Here is a 23,393-nt window from a genome sequence, read left to right on the forward strand (position 1 = left end):
ATGGATTTTATAAATGAATTATTAAAAAAAGTAAAAGAAGAAATAGGAGAAAATAATTATAAAAACTATTTTGAAAATATAGAATTTGATAAAGAACAAAATGATATTTTATATTTTAAAGTACCAAATCAATTTTTAGCAAAACATATTCAAACAAAATATTCATCAATAATAGAAAATATTTTAAAAAACATAACAGAAAAAAAGTATAAAATTTCTTTTTTTGAAAAAAAACAAAATACAAAAAGACTAAATTTAAAAGAAAAAGAATTAAATAAAAACTTAAAAGAAATAATCCATTCTTTAAATCCATCTTATACTTTTGATAATTTTATAATTGGAGAAAGTAATAAATTTACATATCAAGCTTGTAAAAATTCAACTTTAGAAAAAAATTTTGGTAAATCTTTTAACCCTATTTTTATTTATTCTAAAACAGGTTTAGGTAAAACTCATTTACTTCAAGCTTGTGGTCATGAATGTTTAGAACTTGGTAAAAAAGTAATTTATAAAACAGCAAAAGATTTTATGAAAGATTATCAAACAGCTTTATTAAATAATAAATTTGAAAGTTTTAATAACGACTATAAAGACTGCAATTTATTATTAATTGATGATATACAATTTTTAGGAAATACAGAAAAAATTCAAGAAGAATTCTTTCATATTTTTAATGATATTATTCAAAAAAATGGGCAAATAATTATGACTTCTGATGTTGCTCCAAAAGATTTAAATGGTATTGAAGATAGATTAAAATCAAGATTTTCTAATGGAATAATAGCAAATATTAGTGTGCCTGATTTAGATACAAGAAAGGCAATTATTAAGAAAAAATGTGAAGTTCATGAAATAGATTTAAATAATGAAATTTTAAATACAATTGCAAATTATATAGGAGAAAGTATTAGAGAAATAGAAGGCATAATAACAAGAATTAATGCAATGAAATTACTTTCTGGTCAAATGATAACCTTAGAATTAGTAAAAAATCTAATAAAAGAATATATAAATGAAGAAAAGCAAAATATAGATATTGATGATATCTTTCAAATGATTAGCAAAGAATTTAATATAAAAATATCTGAAATAAAATCAAATTCTAAAAAGCAAGAAATTGTAAAAGCAAAAAGAATAGTAATATATTTAGCTAAAGAATTAATTTCAAATTCAACAACAGAATTAGCTAAAAATTTTCAAATGAAAGACCATAGTTCAATATCTCATAATATTAAAAAAACCCAAGAATTAATAAAAAAAGATAATGAATTTAAAAACTTAATAGAAAATATAAAAAATAAGATAATTAATCTAAAAAGTAAAGATTTTTAAATATAATTATTCAAATAACAAGTAAAGGATTAAAATGAAATTATTAATTGACAGAAAAAAAGTAGAAAATATTATTTCAATTCTTACAAATTATGTTGAAAAAAAAGATTTAACAAGTATAAATTCAAATATTCAAATTAAAACTTTAGATGATTCATTATTACTAAGAGCTAGTGATACAGAAATTGGAATAGAATATAAAATTAAAGATTGTCAAATAATTGAAAATGGAGAAATTTTTATAAATCCAAAACAATTTAATGATATTTTAAAAGTTCTTAAAAATGATGTTTTAATTAAAATTGAAAAAGATAACAACTGTATAAATATAACTCAAGAAAAAACTAATTTTACCTTAGCACTTTTTCAAGAAGATAGACAATTTAATTTTATAGAAAATGAAAATAATAAAAGTGAAATTAAATTAAGCAATAGTGAATTTAGCAAAGGTATTAAAATGGTAAATAATGCTATTGATAATAGTTCTTTGTCAATGCAATTTAATTGTTGTTATATTGAAATTGCTAAGGATAAATGTTCTTTTGTAGGTTCTGATACAAAAAGATTAAATGTTTTTGATATTTATGTAAATAATAATGAAGAAAGTAAAATTATAATTACAAAAAGAGCTGTTAGTGAAATATCAAAATTATTAAATGAAAATGTAAAATTTTATAAAAATAATGATTATTTTATAATTGAAAATGATAATTTTAAATTCTTTACAAAAAATATTAATTTAGATTTTTTAAGATATAAAGAAATTTTACCACCTCAAGAAGCATCAATTAAAGTTAGTTTAAATACTAAACAAATATTAAATGAATTAAAAAAATTAAATGTAGTTTCAAGTAGGGCAAATATTGTTTTTGATAATAATAAAATTATTTTTTCTTCAATTAAAGAAATAAATCAATTAAGTCAAAGTTCAGTAAAAACTGAAATTGAAAATAATATAAATATTAATAATAATTTTGAAATTAATATTACAAATAAACATATAATTGATTATTTAAATGAAAATGATGAAGAAAATTTTGTTATTGAATATTTTGCTCAAAATAGCCCAATTATTTTAAAATCAACAAACTATTACGCTTTAATAGCAGTAAATAAAAATTAAGGATAAAAAATGCAAGAAAATTATGCTGAAAGTAAAATTAAAGTTCTTAAAGGTTTAGAAGCTGTTAGAAAACGCCCAGGAATGTACATTGGAGATACAAGTTTTAATGGTCTTCATCATATGGTTTATGAAGTTGTTGATAACTCTATTGATGAAGCTATGGCGGGATTTTGTAATACCATTGACATAGAAATTACAAATTATGGTTCTTGTATTGTTAGCGATAATGGTCGTGGAATTCCTGTTGGACTTCACCCAACTGAAAATATTTCAACATTAACAGTAGTTTTAACAGTTCTTCACGCTGGTGGAAAATTTGATAAAGATACTTATAAAGTTAGTGGTGGTTTGCACGGTGTTGGTGTATCAGTTGTAAATGCACTTTCATCTAAATTAATAGCAACTGTTAAAAGAGATGGAAACATTCACAAACAAGAATTTGCTCAAGGAAAACCATTAAGTGATATTGAAATAATTAAAAGTACAAATCGCACAGGAACTACTATTGAATTTTTCCCTGACCCTGAAATTTTTGAAGTTGTTGAATTTGATTATGAAACTTTAGCAAAAAGATTTAAAGAACTTGCATATTTAAATCCACAAATTACTATTAATTTTAAAGATAGCAGAACAAATAAAGCTCAAAGTTATCATTTTGATGGTGGAATTAGCGAATTTGTTAGTGATTTAAATAAAAAAGAAGCATTAACTAATGTAATTCATTTTTCAGATGAAAGTGAAGATGTAATTACAGAAATTGCACTTATGTATAATAATACTTATTCAGAAACTTTATTTTCTTTTGTAAATAATATTAAAACTATTGATGGTGGTACTCACGAGGCTGGTTTTAGAATGGCACTTACTCGTGTTGTTTCAAATTATATTGAAGCAAATGCTAATGCTAGAGAAAAAGATGTAAAAATAACAGGAGATGATACTAAAGAAGGCTTAATTGCTATCGTTAGTGTAAAGGTACCTGACCCACAATTTGAAGGACAAACAAAAGGAAAATTAGGTTCAAGCTATGTAAAAGGCATTGTAAATAAAGCTACAGGTGAAGCTTTAAGTAAATTCTTTGAAGAAAATCCAAACGATGCAAGAGCTATTATGAATAAAGCTTTAACAGCAGCAAGAGGTAGAGAAGCTGCTAAAAAAGCAAGAGAATTAACTCGTAAAAAAGAAAGCATTAGTGTAGGAACCTTACCAGGAAAATTAGCTGATTGTCAAAGTAAAGACCCTGAAAATAGCGAAATTTACTTAGTAGAAGGTGATAGTGCGGGTGGCTCTGCAAAGCAAGGTAGAGATAGAGCTTTTCAAGCTATTTTACCACTTCGTGGAAAGATTTTAAATGTTGAAAAATCAAGACTAGATAAAATTTTAAAATCCGATGAAATTAAAAATATGATTACAGCCTTTGGTTGTGGAATTGCAGAAGAATTTGATTATTCAAAATTAAGATATCATAAAATTATTATTATGACTGATGCTGATGTTGATGGTTCTCATATTCAGACTTTAATTTTAACTTTCTTTTTTAGATTTATGAATGATTTAGTTAAAAACGGAAATATTTATTTAGCTCAACCACCTTTATATCGTTATAGTAAAAAAGGTCAGAAAAAAGAAAAATATTTAAAAGATGAAAAAGCCTTAAATGATTATTTAATTGAAATTGGTATTGAAAATTATGATTTTAAAGATATCGGTGCAAATGATTTAAAAGACTTCTTAAAAATTGTTTCTATTTATCGTAGTATTTTAAATGAGCTTAAAAAGAGATTTAATGTTATTGACTTAATTAGATATTTTATTGAAAATCCAGATATTTTAGCTAAAGATATAAAAGCTATTTTTGATGTTTCTTGTAAATATTTAGAAGAAAAAGGATTTAATATTTTAAATTCTTTTGTAAATGATGAAGAAGCAAGAATTTATATTCAAACTACAAATGGTTTAGAAGAAATAAATATTAATAATGATTTATTCTTAAATCCATATTTTGAAGAAGCATCTTATATTTATAAAAAAATTGAAGAAAGAAATATTTTTACAGATAAAGATTTCTTAGATGTTTTAGAAGAAGTAGAAAAAAATGCTAAAAAAGGTGCAAATATTCAGCGTTATAAAGGTTTAGGTGAAATGAATCCTGAACAACTTTGGGAAACAACTATGAATCCTGAAAATAGACGCTTAATACAAATTAATGTAAATGATTTTGATAGTGCTAGTGGAGTGTTTAACCTATTTATGGGTGATGAAGTTGAGCCTAGAAGAGAATATATTCAAGCTCATGCAAAAGATGTAAAACATTTAGATATATAAATATATGAAGACAATTAAAAAAATTGAAAATAGAAAAAAAATAGATGTTGCATTAAAATTTATAATTCCGATTTTATTATTATTTTTTATATTCATCTATTTTTTTAACAAATCAGAAAATAATATAAGTGATAAGAGTATTTTTTTCTCTTTAATAGCAATATTTTTTTATTTTTATTATTTTATTTTTGTAATTTATAAAGAAGCAAGACAAAATGTTGTTGATGAAAGAACAGGCTGTTTATTAAAAGCTGAATTTGAAAAGCAAATACCAAAATATGAAAATTTATTATTTTTTACAATTTTGAATTTAAATGAATTAAAAATTAGATATGGTTTTGAAAAGATTGATTTTTTAATATCAAAAATTGTTGAAAAATTTGATGCTTTAAACGATGAAATAATAATAGGTAGAATTACAACAAATGATTTTATGATTTTGTCTAATTTAAATCAAAAAATCTTGCAACACGAAAGTAAAAAGATTTTTTTAGAAATAAAAAGAAATAGAATAGATGATATTGATTTTAACATTGAATATTCAATTATTAAAGCTAATAGTGATTTTTCATCTTTGTATTTAGATGCACAAAATAAATTACAAAATTCTATTGATACAAAAACAGAAAATCTTTATGCAACAAGCATTATGCAAGCTATAAAAGATAATAAATATATCTTTAAAATACAAGAATTAAAAGGCAATGAAAAAATTTATTATTTAAATTATAAACTTGAATATGATTATCCTAGCAAAATTAATCAAAGCCAAATTGAAGATATTATTATTAAAAATAATTTAGAATTTTTATATTATAAAAATCTTTTTGAAACTTTAATTAATACTTATGATTTTAAAAATAGACTTATTATAAAAATTAATCCAGATTTTATAAGAAATATGAGTTTTTTATTTTTTATGAAAAATTTTATTGAAAATAATGAAATTATTAAAAATAAAATTATTTTTGAATTTTATGAAAATACTATTTATTATAATATTTCAAGATTTGATGAAATAATAAAAGAATTTAAAAAATTAGGCATTTCTTTTTCTTTAAATCGCATTGGAAGTTCAAGTTCTTTTGAATATTTAAAGAAATTTGATATTGAATTTGGAGTTTTTGATATTGAACTTACAAAAAGTCTAAATAACGAAAAAATAGTTTCAATATACAAACAATTATTACAATTATGTAAGCTTATTAATATTAAAACAGTGATTAGATTTGTAGATAATCAAAAGACTAAAGATAAAATTAGTGAATTTAATTTTGATTTTTTTCAAGGTGATATGTATTACAAAGAAGAAATTTTAGAAAGAAAGGAAAATAAATGAAATACGGTGAAAAAGAAATAAAAAAAATAAAGGGTAAAAAGCTTGAAAGATGGGAAAATAAGCAAAAAAACGATTATGTTATAAAAATTACTTTACCTGAATTTGCTTGTTTATGTCCTAGAAGTGGATATCCTGATTTTGCTACTTTATATTTAGAATATATTCCAAATAAGTGGGTAGTTGAGCTTAAAGCAATTAAACTTTATATTAATTCATTTTATAATAAAAATATAAGCCACGAAGATAGTATAAATAAAATTTATCGCACTTTAAAAAAGCGTTTAAAACCAAAATATATAAAATTAGTAGGTGATTTTAACCCTCGTGGAAATGTACATACTGTGATTGAATGTTGTTCTGATAATGAAATAAAAGAAAGTAAAAAAGAAAAGAAAGAAAAAAATAAAAAGGATAAATAATGATTAGTGCGGAGCTTGTTTTACATATTTTTAAGGCTGCTTCAATTTCAAGATGGAATGATTTTGCAAGAATTAGTAATCTTGTAGAACTTGATAAACAAGCTCATAAAGCAGTAATTGCATATTTTTTAGCAAAGAGTGAAAAAAATATTGATATGAGATTTTTACTTGATGCTATTGTGGTTGAGTTTATTTCTCGTGTAATTGTTACTGATATTCGTCCTGATGTTTTAAATGAAATTAAAAAAACAAAGCAAAAAGAATTAAATCATTGGATTATAAAACAATTTGAAAATATGAAAACTTCTAAGGAATTTTCTGATATTTTTAAAAATTATTATTTAGATACAAGTCATGAAAGAGAAAAATTTATTTTAAAAGCAGCTGGCTTTTTATCAACTAAATATGAGTTTAATTTTATTTATCCAAATGTAAGTAATTATGAAGAAATTAAAAACAAATTAGATGAAGAATTAGAAGATTATTTAGAAATTTTAGCAGTACAAAAAATTGCTTTAAATCAAAAATTAGCAAAGGTAATTGATTTAAGCGGTAGATTAAGATTTCAAAAAAGATGGGCGCAAACTCCAAGAATTCCTGAAACAAGTGTTTTAGGACATATGCTTGTGGTTGCAATTTTAAGTTATTTTTATTGCTTAAAAATAAAAGCTTGTGATGAAAGAATAATAAATAATTTCTTTTGTGCTTTATTTCACGATTTGCCTGAAAGTCTTACAAGAGATATAATTACTCCTGTAAAATATGGAGTTCAGGGTTTAGATGAAATTTTAAGCGATTATGAAGTAAAATTAATTGATGAAAAAATTTTACCAAATGTACCTTATGCTTTACAAAAAGAATTTTCATATTTATTAGGTTTATATAACGATGAAAATAAAATTAAAAAGAATGAATTTACTAATAGAATTTTAGTGGATAATGAAATAAAAATTAATATAGATTTAGATAAATATAATGAAAATAAATATATGGCTATTGATGGAAAGGTTTTAAAAGCTTGTGATAAAACAGCAGCATTTTTAGAAGCTTTAATATCAATTTATTATGGTGTAAAATCAAAAGATTTACTAGATGGAATAAATAAAATAAAAGATTCATTTTTGCAAAATCAAGTTATAGGAAATATTAATTTTTATGATTTAATTTGTGGATTTGAAAATTATTTTTTAGACCCAAGCCAAGACACTTGCGGCACACAAAGTTAAAAAGTGCTCTGCTATGTTCCCATCCTGAAGCTCTGCTTTTTAATTCATTGCACAAGGCTTGACTTGAGAAAAAATATTTTAAATAATAAAGGTTAATAACTTGAATTTTTTTTACAAATTTATTACAAATTTAAGAAATGCGTTTTCAACTACAAATAATTCTTTAAATTTTAGAGCAAAATTATTTGCATGTATGATTTTAGTTTTAAAAGAACCTAAAAATGAAATTTATTTAATCTTAAAACAATTATGTAAAGAAATTTATTCAAAAAAAATAAGACAAGAAATGTTATATTATACAACATTGCAATATATAAATATGAATAAAAATGACCCTTTAGCAGTGGATAAATTACTAAAGGATTTAAGTAAAAATTATTTAAAAATACCAAAATATAGAGCAAAACTTAATTTTGTAAGATTAGAAAAAATGGTTTTAAAAAAAAATATAAAGGAAAATGAAAGCGAAATTGAAGATTATGGGCAAATTCGTGTAATTGAATTTATAAAAAAAGAAATAATTTAGGTTTATTTATGCAAAATAAACTAAAATTAAAAAAACAAAGGATTAAAATGGCTAAATTTATATTTATTACTGGTGGTGTTTTATCTTCTTTAGGAAAAGGTATTGCAGCAGCTTCTATTGCTAATTTATTAAAAGAAAGCGGACTTAAGGTTAATATTTTAAAAGCTGACCCTTATATAAATGTTGACCCAGGTACTATGAGTCCGCTTGAGCACGGAGAAGTATTTGTAACCGATGATGGAGCAGAAACTGACCTTGATTTAGGACATTATGAAAGATTTTTAGATGAAAATCTTAAACAAGTTAATAATTTTACAACAGGAAAGGTCTATCAAAGTGTAATTGAAAAAGAACGCCGTGGAGAATATCTTGGTCAAACAATTCAAGTAATTCCACACATAGTTGGTGAAATTGCACAAAGAATGGAAAATGCTGCTTTAAATCAAGATGTTTTAATAGTAGAAATTGGTGGTACAGTTGGAGATATTGAAGGTTTACCATTTTTAGAAGCAATTAGGTCATTAGGATTAAAATATGGAAAACAAAATACCTTTTTTGCACATTTAACCTTAGTTCCATTTATAAAGGTTGCAGGAGAATTAAAAACTAAGCCAACTCAACATTCAGTAGGAGAATTACGCCGCATAGGAATTAGTCCTGATATGATTATTGCTAGAAGTGAAATTGCATTAGGTGAAGAAATAAAAGAAAAAATTGCTAGAAGTTGTGGAGTTGAGATTGATTGTGTTATTGAAAGTATTGATGCACAAAGTATTTATCAAATTCCGCTTAAATTTAATGAACAAAATATACTTTTACCTATTGCAAAACATTTAAATTTAAAGCTTAAAAATCCAAATTTAAAAAATTATGAAAATTTAGTAGAAAAAATAATTAATCCAAGTAAAAAAACAAAAATTGCCTTTGTTGGAAAATATATTGGCTTAAAAGAAAGTTATAAATCTTTAACAGAAGCTATTATTCACGCTGGTGCAAACCTTGATACAAAGGTAGAAATAAAGTGGATTGATAGCGAAGAAATTACAATTGATGATTTACAAGATTGTAGTGGAATTTTAGTTCCTGGTGGTTTTGGAAGTAGGGGAATTGATGGTAAATTATTAGCAATAAAATACGCAAGAGAAAATAATATTCCTTTTTTAGGAATTTGTTTAGGAATGCAGCTTAGTTTGATTGAATTTTCACGCAATGTTTTAAATATTCAAGATGCAAATTCAAGTGAATTTGATGAAAAAGCTGATACGATTTATTTAATTGATAATTTTATAAATCAAAATGGAAATCAACAAATAAGAACTATAAAAACTCCATTAGGTGGTACTTTAAGACTTGGTGCTTATGCTTGCAATATCAAAAAAGGCTCTTTATTGCATAAAATTTATAATAGTGATTTAATTTATGAAAGACATCGCCACAGATACGAAGCAAATCCAAAATATCGTGAATTATACGAAAAAAATGGGTTAATTATTAGCGGTGAGAGTAATGGACTTATTGAATGTATTGAAAATACTAATAATGATTTTTTTGTTGCTGTTCAATATCATCCTGAATTTACATCAAGACTTAAAAAGCCTAATCCTGTAATTTTATCCTTTATTGAAAAATGCGTAAAATAAATAAAGCTGATATAAATAATTTATTAAGTCAAAGATTTAAAGATGATATTCATAATTGTCTAAAGACTATTCCCCAGCCTGAAGTATTTAAAGATATGCAAAAGGCTACAAAAAGAATAGCACAGGCAATTAAAAATAACGAAAAAATCGCAGTAATTGGAGATTATGATGTAGATGGCATAATCTCTAGCATTATTATGAGTGAATTTTTTGATAAAATTAATAAAAATATTATTATAAAAATTCCAAATCGTTTTTGTGATGGTTATGGAATTAATGAAAATATTGTAAGAGAAATTGATGCTAGTTTAATTATTACTGTTGATAATGGTATAACAGCCTTTGAAGCTGCAAATTTGTGTGAGAAATTAGGTAAAACTTTAATAATAACAGACCACCACGAGGCTTTAGAAGAATTACCAAATGCCTATGCAATTATAAATCCAAAGCAAAAAGATTGTGAATTTAAAAAATATGTAAATTGTGAAATTTGTGGCGCTCAAGTTGCTTGGTATTTATGCGTTGCATTAAAAAAAGAATTAAATTTAAATATTGATATGAGTGAATTTTTAGATATTTTAGCTATTGCTATTATATCTGATATGATGCCTTTACTTGATATAAATAGAAATTTAGTAAAAGTTGGTATGAATAAAATTAATAATTTAAATAGACAAGCCTTTAAAATAATAGCAAATCATTATAAAAAACAAAATTTTACTTATGAAAATATATCTTTTATGATTGCACCTTTATTGAATTCTAGTGGAAGAATGGATGATGCTAGTATTTCATTTAATTTTTTAAAACATAAAAATTATGATGATGCTTATAATGAATTTTTAAAAATTCAGCAATTTAATACAGAAAGAAAAGAAGAAGAAATAAGAGGTTTTGAACAAGCAAAAGAATTTAATACAAATGATAATTTTATCGTTGCTTATTCAAATGATTGGCACAAAGGTGTTTTAGGGATTATTGCATCAAGATTAGCAAAAGAATTTAATAAACCATCATTTGTTTTTAATATTGAAAATAATGTAGCACAAGGAAGTGCAAGAAGTGTTGCAAATATTGATTTATTAGAGATTTTAAATGATGCTGAATATTTATTTGATAATTTTGGTGGGCATAAGGGTGCTTGTGGAATAAAAATTAAAGAAGAAAATATAAAAGAATTTATAAAATATCTACAAAAAATAGATTTAAATTATGATTCATTTTGTAATACAAATAATGTTTTAGGTGAGTTGGAATTAAAAGAAATTGATTATGAACTTATGAATATTTTAAATTTTTATGAACCTTATGGGCAAGCAAATGAAAAACCAGAATTTATTTTAAAAAATATATCTATATTTGATTCTATGCTTATAAATGAAAAACATTTAAAATGTAATATTAATAAGAACTGTGAGGCTATTTATTTTAACCATAATAATATTTATCCTAATGGAAGTAAAATTAATATTCGTTTTACTTTAGGTATTAATAATTTTTATAAAATACCAAAAATACAATTAAATATTTTAGATATTTTCTAGGAAAAATTATGCAAGATGAAAGATTTAACAGAGCAAAATTATTATTTGCTGATAAATATGAAAAATTATGTGAAAAAAAGATTTTAGTATGTGGCTTAGGTGGAGTAGGTGGAGCTTGTTTTTCAAGCTTGGCTAGGGTTGGAATTAAAGTTTATGGAATTGATTGTGATAGTTTTGAAGCAAGTAATCAAAACAGACAATTGCATTCAGAAAATATAGGCAGAAAAAAAGCAGAAGTTTTTAGCGAATTTTATAAATTACCTTGCTTTGATTTTTGTATTAATAAAGAAAGTTTAAAAGATTTTTTAGAAAAATATCATTTTGATTATGTTATTGATTGTATTGATGATTTATATGCAAAATGTGATATTGCAGAACTTTGTTATGAAAAAAATATAAAATTAATCTCAAGTGCAGGTGCAGCAAAAAGGATAGATGTTAGTAAAATAAAGCTAAGTAATTGGGATAAAACAAGGGTTTGTGCTTTAGCTAAGGCATTTAGATTAGAATTAAAAAAAAGGCGTTTTAAAGGCAAATTTAAAGTGCTTTTTAGTGAAGAAGAAGCAATGTGTAAAGAGCTTGGTTCTTTTATGGGTGTTACTTCAACCTTTGGTAATACTTTATCATCTATAGTATTAAAAGAATTGCTAAAAGAAAGTTAATTTTTATAGATTTAAAATAATATAGTTTTTACTAATATATTAGTAATTTATAGCTTTTATAAATTATTTAGGCTTGATATTTAAATTCTATAAATATTTAAAGTAATTTTATAATTTTCTAATAATGCACTATTAAATGATAAAAATATATTTTTTCATTTTAATATTTATAAGTACTAAGTTTTAACTAAAGCCAACTAAGTCTAATTAAAAGGTATTGAAATTATTTTTAATTTTAAAAACTATATAATTTTATCACTATAAAAATATATAGTTATAAAAGGAATAATTATAAAAAAATTTAAATTGCTAAAAATATAAATTAATCTATTCTTAATCTTTTTTTTCACTTTTTACAACCTTTATCATCGCAATAACTCCACCAATACAAACAACAGCCATAAAAATATATTGAAAAATATCTAAATAATTCATTTTTTTCCTTTTTTATAATTTTGTTCCACGTGGAACAATTTAAATTTCATCTAAAAAATTAATATTTTCATCGTTAAAAACATATTCTTTATTATTATAAGTAAATTTTAACATACTAGAATGTAGGCATAATCTTTTAGCCTTGGTTAATAAAAAAATTTCATTTTTACTTAGCTTTTTATCTAAAATATCACAAATTGTTTTTATATCTAAACCATAAATAGTATCACCTAAAATTTTATGATTTACATAATTTAAATGTGCTCTTAATTGATGCTGTCTTCCTGTATATAAAATACATTTTAAAAGAGTAGAATTTGTATAATTTTTTAAAATATGAAATTCTGATTTTGCACTTTTTCCATCATTAGCAATTATCATTTTATTTTTAAAATTTAGGTCATTTTTTAATTTTGCACTAACACAAAAATCTTTAGTAATTATTCCATCAACTAAGGCAATATATTCTTTATAAATTAATCTATCTTCAAACATTTTTTTTATTATTTTTGCTGAATTTTTATTTTTTGCAATTAATAATAAGCCGCTTGTTTGTGCATCTAATCTGTGAGTAACACAAGAATCTTTACCCCAAAGTTTCCATATTTCATCACATAAAGAATATTCACAATTTCTTCCATTAGGATGAGATAACACACCACTTTGTTTGTTAATAACAGCAAAGTCATCATTTTCAAACACAATATCAAGACCACGACTAACACAATCATAAATTAATAAAAAAAATTCCCCATCAATAACATCATTTTTTTTACAAATTACAAAATCGTTAGTATTAATTTCGCTAATATTTATGGAATTTTTTTGAATATTACTAACAGCTTTAATAACTCTATTTTTATCACAAAATCTTTGTGCTTCATTTAAAGATAAATTTAAATTTTCCATAACAACTTTAAAAGCTTTAGTTTTTTTGTTAGTAAAATATTTTTTAAAAATATAAGGCAAAATATATCCTTTTTTTATTAGTTTTTAAGTATATAAAATTATAATACAATCTTTTTCAAAATATTTTTTTAAGGATTATTTTATGAAAGTGTTAAAAAGAAACGGAAGAGTAGAAGAACTTGACATTTCAAAAATTAAAAAATATACAACATTAGCTACTGAAGGTCTAGAAAATGTATCTCAAAGTGAGTTAGAAGTTGATGCAAAAATTCAATTTCGTGATGGAATTTCATCAGAAGAAATTCAAACAACATTAATAAAAACAGCAGTTGATAAAATAGATATTGATAGACCAGATTGGAGTTTTGTTGCGGCTAGATTATTTTTATATGATTTATATCATAAAGTAAATCCACAAAAAGAATATTCTCATATTAAAGAGTATTTTGAAAAGGGCGAAGCAGCAGGTAGAATACATCTTGGTTTAAAAGAAAAATATGATTTAGAAGATTTAAATAATTATATAAAACCAGAAAGAGATTTACAATTTACATATTTAGGAATTAAAACTTTATATGATAGATATTTAATAAAAGATGCAAAAGGTAATCCAATTGAATTACCACAACATATGTTTATGGCTATTGCAATGTTTTTAGCACAAAATGAGTTAGATAGACAAGAATGGGCTAAGAAATTTTATGATTTATTGTCAAAATTTGAAGTAATGTGTGCAACCCCAACTTTATCAAATGCAAGAACAACTCGCCATCAATTAAGCTCTTGTTATATTGGTTCTACTCCTGATAATATTGAAGGTATTTTTGATTCTTATAAAGAAATGGCTTTACTTTCAAAATTTGGTGGTGGAATTGGATGGGATTGGTCTAAAGTCCGTGCAATGGGTGGAAGTATTGATGGTCATAAAAATGCAGCAGGTGGAACGATACCATTTTTAAAAATTACAAATGATGTTGCAGTTGCAGTTGATCAACTTGGCACTAGAAAAGGTGCAATTGCAGTTTATATTGAAACTTGGCATATGGATATAAATGATTTTATTGACCTTAGAAAAAATAGTGGAGAAGAAAGAAGAAGAGCGCACGAATTATTTCCAGCTTTATGGATAAATGATTTATTTATAAAAAGAGTTCAAAATAATGAAAAATGGTGTTTATTTGACCCATTTGATACTCCAAAATTATGTGATTTATACGCAAAAGAATTTGAAGAAGAATATGAAAGATTAGAAAAAGATGACAGTATTCCAAAAATTATCGTAAATGCAAAAGAATTGTGGAAAAAAATTCTTACAAATTATTTTGAAAGTGGAATGCCATTTTTATGTTTTAAAGATAATGCAAATAGAGTAAATCCAAATGCACATTCAGGAATAATAAGAAGCTCAAATTTATGTACAGAAATTTTTCAAAATACAGAGTCAAACTTATATAAAATAAAAGTAATTTATGAAGATAATAGTACTGATGTATTTTTTGAAGATGATATTGTAACTTTATCAAATGGTCAAAAAAAGAGCGCAAAAAAATTAAGCAGCCTTGATATATTAAATAATAAAAAAATATATATAATTGAAAAAGAAAATATTGAAGGCAAAACAGCAGTTTGTAATCTTGCAAGTATTAATCTAAGTAAAATTAATTCAAAAGAAGATATAAAAAGAGTAGTTCCTATTGCAATTAGAATGCTTGATAATGTTATTGATTTAAATTTTTATCCACATAAAAAAGTAAAAGATACAAATCTAAGCACAAGGTCAATTGGTCTTGGAGTAATGGGCGAAGCACAAATGCTTGCAGAAAAACAAATAATGTTTGGAAGCAATGAACACTTAGAATTAATTGATAGAATTATGGAAAATATATCTTATGAAGCTATTAAAACAAGTAGTGAATTAGCAGTAGAAAAAGGTATTTATAAAGAATATGAAGGAAGCAATTGGAGTAAAGGAATTTTTCCAATTGATTTAGCAAATGAAAAAGCAAAAGCATTAACAATGGGAGATAATTTATTTAATCAAAGCGATTGTGATTGGAATGAATTACGCAAAATTGTAACAAAAAATGGAATGAGAAATGGTTATTTAATGGCAATTGCCCCAACTTCGTCTATATCAATTTTAGTTGGAACTACTCAAACAATAGAGCCAGTTTATAAAAGAAAATGGTTTGAACAAAACTTAAGCGGTATGATTCCAAGCGTTGTTCCAAAACTTAGTTTAGATACTTGGAATTATTATAAAACTGCTTTTGAATTTGACCAAAGAGATTTAGTTCGTGCAGCAGCGGTTAGACAAAAATATTTAGACCAAGGTCAAAGTTTAAATATCTTTGTTTCATTAGATAAAGCTAGTGGTGGTTATTTAAATAGTATTTATATGCTTGCTCACGAATTAGGTTTAAAATCTTGCTATTATTTAAGAAGTGAAAGCCCAGCAAGTGAGCATTTAGATAATAAGCCTGTTGATAGAAGTATTGAATGTGAAGGTTGTCAATAAAGATTAATTTTTTATTTGTTTTGCACCAAGGTGCAATATAAATTTATTTATTTTTAGTTTAATTTGCTATGTAATTTCAAAATAGGAGAAATATATGGCAAATGAAGCTAAAGTTGCTAACCTAGTTGGCGAAGCTAAAGTTATAAATAACGATGGCGAAAGAATTTTAAACAATGGCGATGAGCTTATTTTAGGAGATTTAGTTCAATCACTAGATGCAAATTCAAGCTTAGATTTAGAATTAACAAATGGAAAAATCATTCACCTTGCAGGAAAAGAAGTTGTAAAACTTGATTCAAGTGTTTTAAATGATGAAAATCTTTCAGATGTAAGCGAAATTGATGATAAAATTAATGCAGTTTTATCAAATATCTTAGCAAATAACGAAATTCCACAAGAATTAGATGCAACTGCAGCAGGTGATAATGCTGTTTTAGGTGCAGGAGCTAGTTTAAGCCAAAGCGAATTTTTACAATCAGGTAGCGAAAGCAAGGTTAGTGCTGATGTAAATAGCATAAATGCACAAAACATAGCAACAACTAACGCAGCAAATAGCGTAAATACAATTGCAATTAATACAACAAATGCTGTTAATAATGTTGCAAACGAAGGTAATATCAATAACGATAATGCTAACAACGCTAACGAAGATAATACAAATAATGGCACTACCGATAACGGTAACCAAGATAATAATGAAGGTAATGCAGGAAACGAAGGTAATACCGATAACGGAAATACTGAAAACGGTGGCAATACTAATAACGGTAACACTGAAAATGGTGGCAATGCTGATAACGGTAATACTGAAAACAGTGGCAATACTGATAACGGTAGCGATACTGATAACGGTAGCAACACTGAAAATGGTAGCGAAAATAATGGCAACAACACTGAAAACGGTGGCAATACTGAAAACGGTAACAATGAAAATGGCGATAACACTAATAACGGCGGTAACAACAACGACAATACTGAAAAACCAGCTGCAAATATTGATTTAATTAAAAAAGATGGTAGTGTAGCTACAAGTGAAGAAATATTAAAAGATACTGAATATACAGTTAAAATTGAAAATTTAGAAGCAAATAAAACTTATATAGTTGAAATTTATGATATTAGTAATGATAGCAATACCACAACTACAAGAACAATAGAAATTACAACTGATGAAAATGGTGTTGGTTATAAAACTATTGGAAAAGAAAATATTTTAAATATTGACAATTTAGATAATGGTACAATAAGCTTTACAGTAAAAGATAAAGCAACAAATGAAACTATTATTGAAAAAACTTACAACATTGATACAGTTGCTCCAGAAATTCAAATTGAAAATTGCGAGCTTAACAATACACAACCAGCAACAGTAAATGCTGATTTAAATATTAAAAATGCTGATAAGGTTTATTTAGTTAAAGAAGATGGAACTAAGATTGAATTAATTTCATCTGCAACAGAAAATAAAACTTATAATGTAAGTTTTGAATATTCTGAAAATGCAAAAATTATAGCTGTTGATAAAGCAGGAAATGAAAGCAGTGTAAGTGTTGATGAATATTTAAATGCAAATAATCAAGTAGAAGAAAGCCCAGAATATTCATTTATAATAGTTGATAATGTTACAGGAGAAAAAGTTGTTAGTGAAAAAGCTACAAATCATCTTGATTACAGTGTTAAGGTTGTTGGTGCTAAAGCTAATGAAAAATTAACTATTGACATTGCTTATATTGATGAAAACAACCAAATTAAGTCAGTTAAAGTTGAAAATGTAGTTGCTAATGAAAAAGGCGAAGCAAATCTAAATATCGATTTTAGTAAAATTCAAGCAGGTAAATTTGAAGCAGGTCATTTTGAAGGAAATAATTTTGTTGTTAAAGTTAGTGGAGAAACAAGTGGTAGTGCAAATGAATTTGAACACGATTTACAACAAACAATAACAATTGATAATATTTTCAATATGAATTTAGTTAAATTTGAAAGTAATGCTGATTCAAGTACTAAATTTGATTTTTATTTTGATGAAAAAACAACAGCAAATATTATTGACAAAGATGGCAATGTAACTCAAATGGTATTTGAAAAAGGAACACATACTATTGAAATTGCTGATATTAATAATGCTCATATTGACTTTTTTGATAAAGCAGGTAATGAAAAAAGCTATAGCCTAGCTAATGAAGTTAATAACTATTTTGGTATTTATGATGAAAATGGTAATTTAGCAAATGGTAGTTTAAATGCTCAAAATTACACATTTAAAGGTAAAGCTTATCCAAACGAAACTTACAAAATTCACTTAAATGCACAAGATACAACAACAGGTAAATGGACAGAATTTACAAAAGAAGTTAAAGCTGATGCAAAAGGTTATTACGAATTAACAATAGACTTTAAAAAAGACTTCCCAGGTTTTGATGGAGATAAGGCTAATATTAAAATTGACTTTACAGGAAATGATTTAGCTAGCGAACTTCATAAGTCATTTGGTATTGATACAACTGCTCCACAAATTAAAATTGATAGCTATGAAAGCAATGAAGATAATAGCTTTAATTTAATAGTTGATATTAAAGGTAAGGCTGAAAAAGTTGTAGCGATTTTACCAAGTGGAAAAGAAGTTGAATTAACTTATCAAATAATTGATACAAAAAATGGACAAGCAGAAAAATATGTAGCTAATAATATTAGTCCTTTTGAAGAAGGTATTAAAATCATTGCTACAGATAAAGTTGGAAATAAAAGTGAAATCAGCTTAGATGATTTTATTGCTAGTCAAAATCCAAGCGAAGATGTAACACCACCACACCACGAAGAAATCCACGATGGAATTTACGCTTCAAAAATTACTGATTACAACACAGGTAAAGAAATCCACGATACAACAAATAGCAATAATATTACTATCGTTGGTGGTGGTGCAAAAGCAGGAAGTACAATTAGCATTGTTATTAAGTATCCAAATGGTGGAGAAGATGTAACTTATACTTGGCCACAAAGCTTATTTAAAGCAGATAAAGATGGTAACTTTAAATTAGATATTAAAATCTCTCCAGAGCAAGGAAATTATAAAATTTACTTATTTGATGGAAAAATTACAACAGGCGAAGGTTTAACATCTTTAAAACCACAAGTAAGCTTTACTTATGATAAAAATTATACAGAAAGCAATACTCAAGAACAACCTAATAATCCTGATGATATTGTTGATACTAAACCAGAAAATAAACCAGAAGATACTCCAAGTAATGACGCTCAAACAGCAGATTTTAATCATATTAAAATTGATAGCATTACTTATGTTAATGGCGAAGCTTTATCTAATGAAAACAACTCAATGGTATGGCAAATTCACGCAAGTGGAGCTACTCCAAATCATGCTGTTGCTATGAAGATAATTGCTCCAAATGGTAAAGAAGTTTATTGGGGATATGGCGGAGTTATACCACCAATTGTAGCTGATAAAGATGGTAACTTTACTTATAACTTAAAGCTTTATGATGTAAATAATCCTGTATTAAGCGGAGAATATAAAATATCTTTTGTTGATATTCATACTAATACAAATTATGTAGATGATTTTAATGATTCTATTACATTTACAGAAAACTTTGTATCAAACAACGCTCAAGCAGATACAGAATATGCAATAAATAACGATTCACATTCAACTAAGATTGATGAAATCATCAATAATAATGATGGTACTTACACAATCAAAGGACACGGAGCTAATAAAGATGGACTAACCTATGTTAGTATAAATGGAGAAAGCCTAATTGATACAGCTAAAAATAAACATTATTTTGATGCAGATAATAATGGCAATTTCTCATACACAGTTAAATTAAATCCAGGCGATACAATAGTATTATTAAACCCTGATGAAACATTAAATTTCAACACTCAAGCTAGAATTCCAGGCGATGCTAGTGTAGATAACTCACATACAGCAATTAATTCTTATGTTTATGATATTGTAAGCTTTAGTGCAAATAATCAAATCTTAGGCAAAGAAACTAATTCAACCTTTATTGAAGTAAATTGCAAATCAAACGGAGTAAATGGCTTTGCAACTTTATGGGTAAAATATCCAAACGGAGATATTTATTCACTAAATTCAACAGGGGAAATAAATAGCGATGGTTCGTTTAAATTCTATGTTGATTTTGCAACTCTTTATGGAACAAATGAAAATCATTCAACAATAAAAGATGGCAAATATGAATTTGCAGCAGTTAAAAATGGTTATGTTCCAAGTGATGCTGACTTTAAAGGTACAATTATCTTTAATGAACATTATGAAGCAAGTAATACAAATGCTGATTCAAACGGCTTTTACAATGATGGACATATCGTTAAACTTGATAAAATTGAAAACATTAGCGAAGATGCAGTTTATAAAACAATTAAACTTGCAGGACACGGCGGAAGAGATGGAGAATTTGTATGGGTAATGATTGAGCATCCAAACGGACATAAAGATTATATTCCTGATATGTCAGCTCATAAACAATACACAGAAGCAAGAGCTGATGGTAGCTGGGATATTACTTTAAAATTACCTAAAGATGGAACTTATAAGTTCTACTTATTTAATAACGACCAAGCAATGAGCCATGAAACAAATGATTATCATGCAAGCATTGATTTAAAACCTGTTTTAGGCAATGAATTTAACAACGATGCACAATATGGTGTAAAACTAGATGAAATGATAAACAATAATGGCGAAATCATTCTAAAAGGACACGGAGCAAAAGCTTACGATAATGTTTATATTCAAATTAAACATCCTGATGGAAAACTTGATAGTATTGATGATATTTTACATAATAAACACTATGTAGAATCAAATCAAGATGGTAGCTGGCAAACTACAATTAAGCTAAGTACTGATGGTAAATATGAGTTTTATTTATATAATTCTAATGAAGAACTAAGCCATAAAACAAGCCACGCTTCAACAGAAGTAACAGGCGTTAGCACTGTAATTAGCGAAATTGATGTTATTCAATATACCGATGGTTCAACTTCGCAAGAACACGCACAAGATAACTCTAAGCAAATTGATGTTATTCAATACACTGATGGAACACACAATAAAGAAGGTATTTCATTAAATAAAGTAGCTAATATTAGCCTAGCAAGTGAAGAAAGCAAACCAAGCTTAGACAAAGATGACTTACTTGATAGCGCTAAAGATTTATTTGGTGCTAAGATAGCTCCTGCAAGTAGCCATAGCGATGATAGTGTAAGCATTGCAAACTTTGATACAAACAAAGAATTGCATAATCTTAATGATGAATTAAGCAAGCATAATCACTTCTAATCTTTAAGCCTATTAGAAAATCTAATAGGCTTTTTTAATTAAAAATTTTACTTAAATTATCTAATTCTATTTTTGTATATCCAGCAGCTAGTCTTGCTTCGTAATTTATTGTTTTTATTGTTCTTGCGTAGTCTTTGTATTCAATTAAGATATTTTTAAATAGTTCTTCATTTCCACCTAATTTTAAAAACCATTTATTACCCTTACTAACATGAGAAACTTCGTCTTTTAAAATTGTGTTTAAATTTTCAAGCATTTTACTTTTTATAGGGTGATTTATAACTTCAAATTTTTTCACCACAAAAGGATTTGCATCAAGCCCACAAGCTTCAAGATGTCTATGCACTAAACCCATTCTTACTAAAAAATTATTATCACTTGCTCTCATAGCATTAAATAATTCAGAATGAACTGCAAAATCTCCATATTTAAAACCAAGTTCATTTAAACATTCATTTAACATTAAAAAATGCTCACATTCTTCTTTTGCAATTTCTAAAAAATCACTAACAAAATCATTAGAGATGTTAGCAAATCTATAAGCAGCATCAAGCGCTAACTCAATTGCACTAAATTCAATATGTGTTATTTGATGTATTGTTTTTGCTAATGCTAAATCGCTATTTAAACCTTTAGCTCTTCGTATTTTAACAGGGTGTGTAATTTTACAAACTTGTGAATAACTTGCTTCTTTAATCTCTTTTGCTTTATATTCATTTATTTGAATTTTTTTAGATAAAAAATCATCGTAAAAATTATAAAATTCTTGTATTTTTTCAAGTGGATTTTTGTTTGTTAGTATGTTAAATAATCTATCGCTAAACATAGATATTCCTTTAAATAAGCCAATAAAGGCTTATTTAAAATCTTCAATTATTTTAATTGGTAATCCCATTTTATTCATTTGTTCAATAAAGCTTCTTGCAGGGAATTCTTCCATATTGCAAACACCAATTTTCTTCCAAACACCAGTTGCAAGTAAATAACAACCAATTGCCGCAGGAACACCAGTTGTATATGAAACAGCTTGTGCGCCTGTTTTTTCATAACATTTTTCATGTTGGCAAACATTATAAATATAAATTGTTTTTTCTTTATTATCTTTTACACCTTTAATTACACAACCAATATTTGTTTTACCCTTTGTTCTAGCGCCTAAAGATGCAGGGTCAGGCAATAAAGTCTTTAAAAACTCAATAGGAATTATTTCTTGCCCTTTGTGCATTACAGGTTCAATTTTAAGCATTCCAACATTTTGTAAGCAATTCATATGTTGAATGTAGCTATCTCCAAAAGTCATAAAAAAGCGAATTCTTTTTAAACCTTTTATATTTTTTACTAAACTTTCTAATTCTTCGTGATAAAGCAAATAAGAATTTTTTACACCAACTTCAGGATAATCCCAAGCCATTTTTATTTCTAAAGGTTTTGTTTCTATCCATTTTCCTTCTTGCCAATATCTTCCATTTGCGCTAACTTCTCTTAAATTAATTTCTGGATTAAAATTAGTTGCAAAAGCATATCCGTGGTCTCCTGCGTTGCAGTCTAAAATATCAATTTCATGAATTTCATCAAAGTATTCTTGCATAGCTAAAGCACACATAACATTAGTTGCGCCTGGGTCAAAACCGCTTCCTAAAAGTGCAGTTGTGTTAGCTTTTATAAAATCATCATTTCTAGCCCATTGTTCTTTATACTCAAATTTTGCTAAATCAGGATGCTCGTAGTTTGCGGTATCAACATAGGCTATTTTGCAAGATGAACAAGCATCCATTAAAACTAAATCCTGATAAGGTAAAGCTACATTTAATAAAATATCAGCCTTACTTTCTTTAATTAATTTTTTTACCTCTTCTAAATTATCAGCATCTATGCTAGCAGTTTTAATTTCAACCCCTAAACGCTCTTTTATAAAATCTCTTATTTCATTACATTTACTTATTGTTCTACTAGCTAAAACAATATTATCAAAATGTTTGTACTCAGCAATTTTATAAGTAGCAACACGGCTTACACCACCAGCACCAATTATTAAAATATTTTTCATTTTTTCTCCTTTTTTT

The 23,393-nt window shown here is 25.6% G+C and carries 14 protein-coding genes, 1 other RNA gene and 1 pseudogene; 12 read left to right on the forward strand and 4 right to left on the reverse strand.

Going from position 1 to position 23,393, the window contains the following annotated elements; translation table 11 throughout:
- The 6 genes and pseudogenes from dnaA to CCANL266_RS00030 all read left to right on the forward strand — a co-directional run.
- Entirely contained in the window at positions 1-1,332 is a 1,332-nt protein-coding gene (gene dnaA / locus CCANL266_RS00005) for a chromosomal replication initiator protein DnaA (RefSeq protein WP_224316211.1), read from the forward strand.
- 34 nt (positions 1,333-1,366) lie between these two features.
- Positions 1,367-2,455: a DNA polymerase III subunit beta gene (gene dnaN, locus CCANL266_RS00010; protein ID WP_172229577.1), complete on the forward strand. Its 1,089-nt coding sequence runs from the start codon at positions 1,367-1,369 to the stop codon at positions 2,453-2,455.
- Positions 2,456-2,464: 9 nt separating this feature from the next.
- Complete coding sequence (gene gyrB, locus CCANL266_RS00015) at positions 2,465-4,780, forward strand: DNA topoisomerase (ATP-hydrolyzing) subunit B (RefSeq protein ID WP_172229579.1); 2,316 nt, start codon at positions 2,465-2,467, stop codon at positions 4,778-4,780.
- Positions 4,781-4,784: 4 nt separating this feature from the next.
- Positions 4,785-6,119, forward strand: a complete 1,335-nt coding sequence (locus CCANL266_RS00020) for an EAL domain-containing protein (RefSeq protein WP_172229581.1) — start codon at positions 4,785-4,787, stop codon at positions 6,117-6,119.
- A complete protein-coding gene (gene queF, locus CCANL266_RS00025; RefSeq protein ID WP_172229583.1) occupies positions 6,116-6,538 on the forward strand; it encodes a preQ(1) synthase in 423 nt (140 codons plus the stop codon). Before CCANL266_RS00020 ends, queF begins: the two co-directional genes overlap by 4 nt.
- A pseudogene (locus CCANL266_RS00030) lies at positions 6,538-7,725 on the forward strand (HD domain-containing protein); the annotation flags it as partial. The gene queF and the pseudogene CCANL266_RS00030, both read left to right, overlap by 1 nt.
- A 6-nt stretch (positions 7,726-7,731) precedes the next feature.
- Here CCANL266_RS00030 and ffs read toward each other — a convergent pair.
- Positions 7,732-7,828, reverse strand: an RNA gene (gene ffs / locus CCANL266_RS09745) — signal recognition particle sRNA small type.
- Between the two features lie 36 nt (positions 7,829-7,864).
- On the opposite strand from ffs, the gene CCANL266_RS00035 reads away from it, so the two are divergent.
- The 4 genes from CCANL266_RS00035 to CCANL266_RS00050 are packed head-to-tail and all read left to right on the forward strand — an operon-like array spanning position 7,865 to position 12,136.
- Entirely contained in the window at positions 7,865-8,290 is a 426-nt protein-coding gene (locus CCANL266_RS00035; RefSeq protein ID WP_172229587.1) for a hypothetical protein, read from the forward strand.
- A gap of 41 nt (positions 8,291-8,331) precedes the next feature.
- Positions 8,332-9,930, forward strand: a complete 1,599-nt coding sequence (locus tag CCANL266_RS00040) for a CTP synthase (protein WP_280525487.1) — start codon at positions 8,332-8,334, stop codon at positions 9,928-9,930.
- On the forward strand, positions 9,918-11,474 hold the full coding sequence (gene recJ, locus CCANL266_RS00045) for a single-stranded-DNA-specific exonuclease RecJ (RefSeq protein ID WP_172229591.1): 1,557 nt from the start codon (positions 9,918-9,920) through the stop codon (positions 11,472-11,474). Before CCANL266_RS00040 ends, recJ begins: the two co-directional genes overlap by 13 nt.
- Before the next feature lie 8 nt (positions 11,475-11,482).
- Positions 11,483-12,136, forward strand: a complete 654-nt coding sequence (locus CCANL266_RS00050; RefSeq protein WP_172229593.1) for a tRNA threonylcarbamoyladenosine dehydratase — start codon at positions 11,483-11,485, stop codon at positions 12,134-12,136.
- Between the two features lie 474 nt (positions 12,137-12,610).
- On the opposite strand, the gene CCANL266_RS00055 is transcribed toward CCANL266_RS00050, so the two are convergent.
- On the reverse strand, positions 12,611-13,540 hold the full coding sequence (locus CCANL266_RS00055) for an RluA family pseudouridine synthase (RefSeq protein WP_224316207.1): 930 nt from the start codon (positions 13,538-13,540) through the stop codon (positions 12,611-12,613).
- 82 nt (positions 13,541-13,622) lie between these two features.
- Between CCANL266_RS00055 and CCANL266_RS00060 the strand changes: the two genes are divergently transcribed.
- Both CCANL266_RS00060 and CCANL266_RS00065 read left to right on the forward strand, forming a co-directional pair.
- A complete protein-coding gene (locus CCANL266_RS00060) occupies positions 13,623-15,998 on the forward strand; it encodes a ribonucleoside-diphosphate reductase subunit alpha (RefSeq protein ID WP_172229595.1) in 2,376 nt (791 codons plus the stop codon).
- 94 nt (positions 15,999-16,092) lie between these two features.
- Positions 16,093-21,330 (forward strand): hypothetical protein, encoded by a 5,238-nt coding sequence (locus CCANL266_RS00065; RefSeq protein ID WP_172229598.1) that lies wholly within the window; start codon positions 16,093-16,095, stop codon positions 21,328-21,330.
- Positions 21,331-21,364: 34 nt separating this feature from the next.
- Here the strand turns inward: CCANL266_RS00065 and CCANL266_RS00070 are convergent, their stop codons facing one another.
- Entirely contained in the window at positions 21,365-22,156 is a 792-nt protein-coding gene (locus CCANL266_RS00070) for a ferritin-like domain-containing protein (RefSeq protein WP_172229601.1), read from the reverse strand.
- A gap of 30 nt (positions 22,157-22,186) precedes the next feature.
- Positions 22,187-23,377, reverse strand: a complete 1,191-nt coding sequence (locus CCANL266_RS00075; RefSeq protein ID WP_172229604.1) for a saccharopine dehydrogenase family protein — start codon at positions 23,375-23,377, stop codon at positions 22,187-22,189.
- Positions 23,378-23,393: the final 16 nt, after the last annotated feature.

It is taken from the genome of Campylobacter canadensis (assembly GCF_013177655.1).
Lineage (GTDB): Bacteria > Campylobacterota > Campylobacteria > Campylobacterales > Campylobacteraceae > Campylobacter_E > Campylobacter_E canadensis.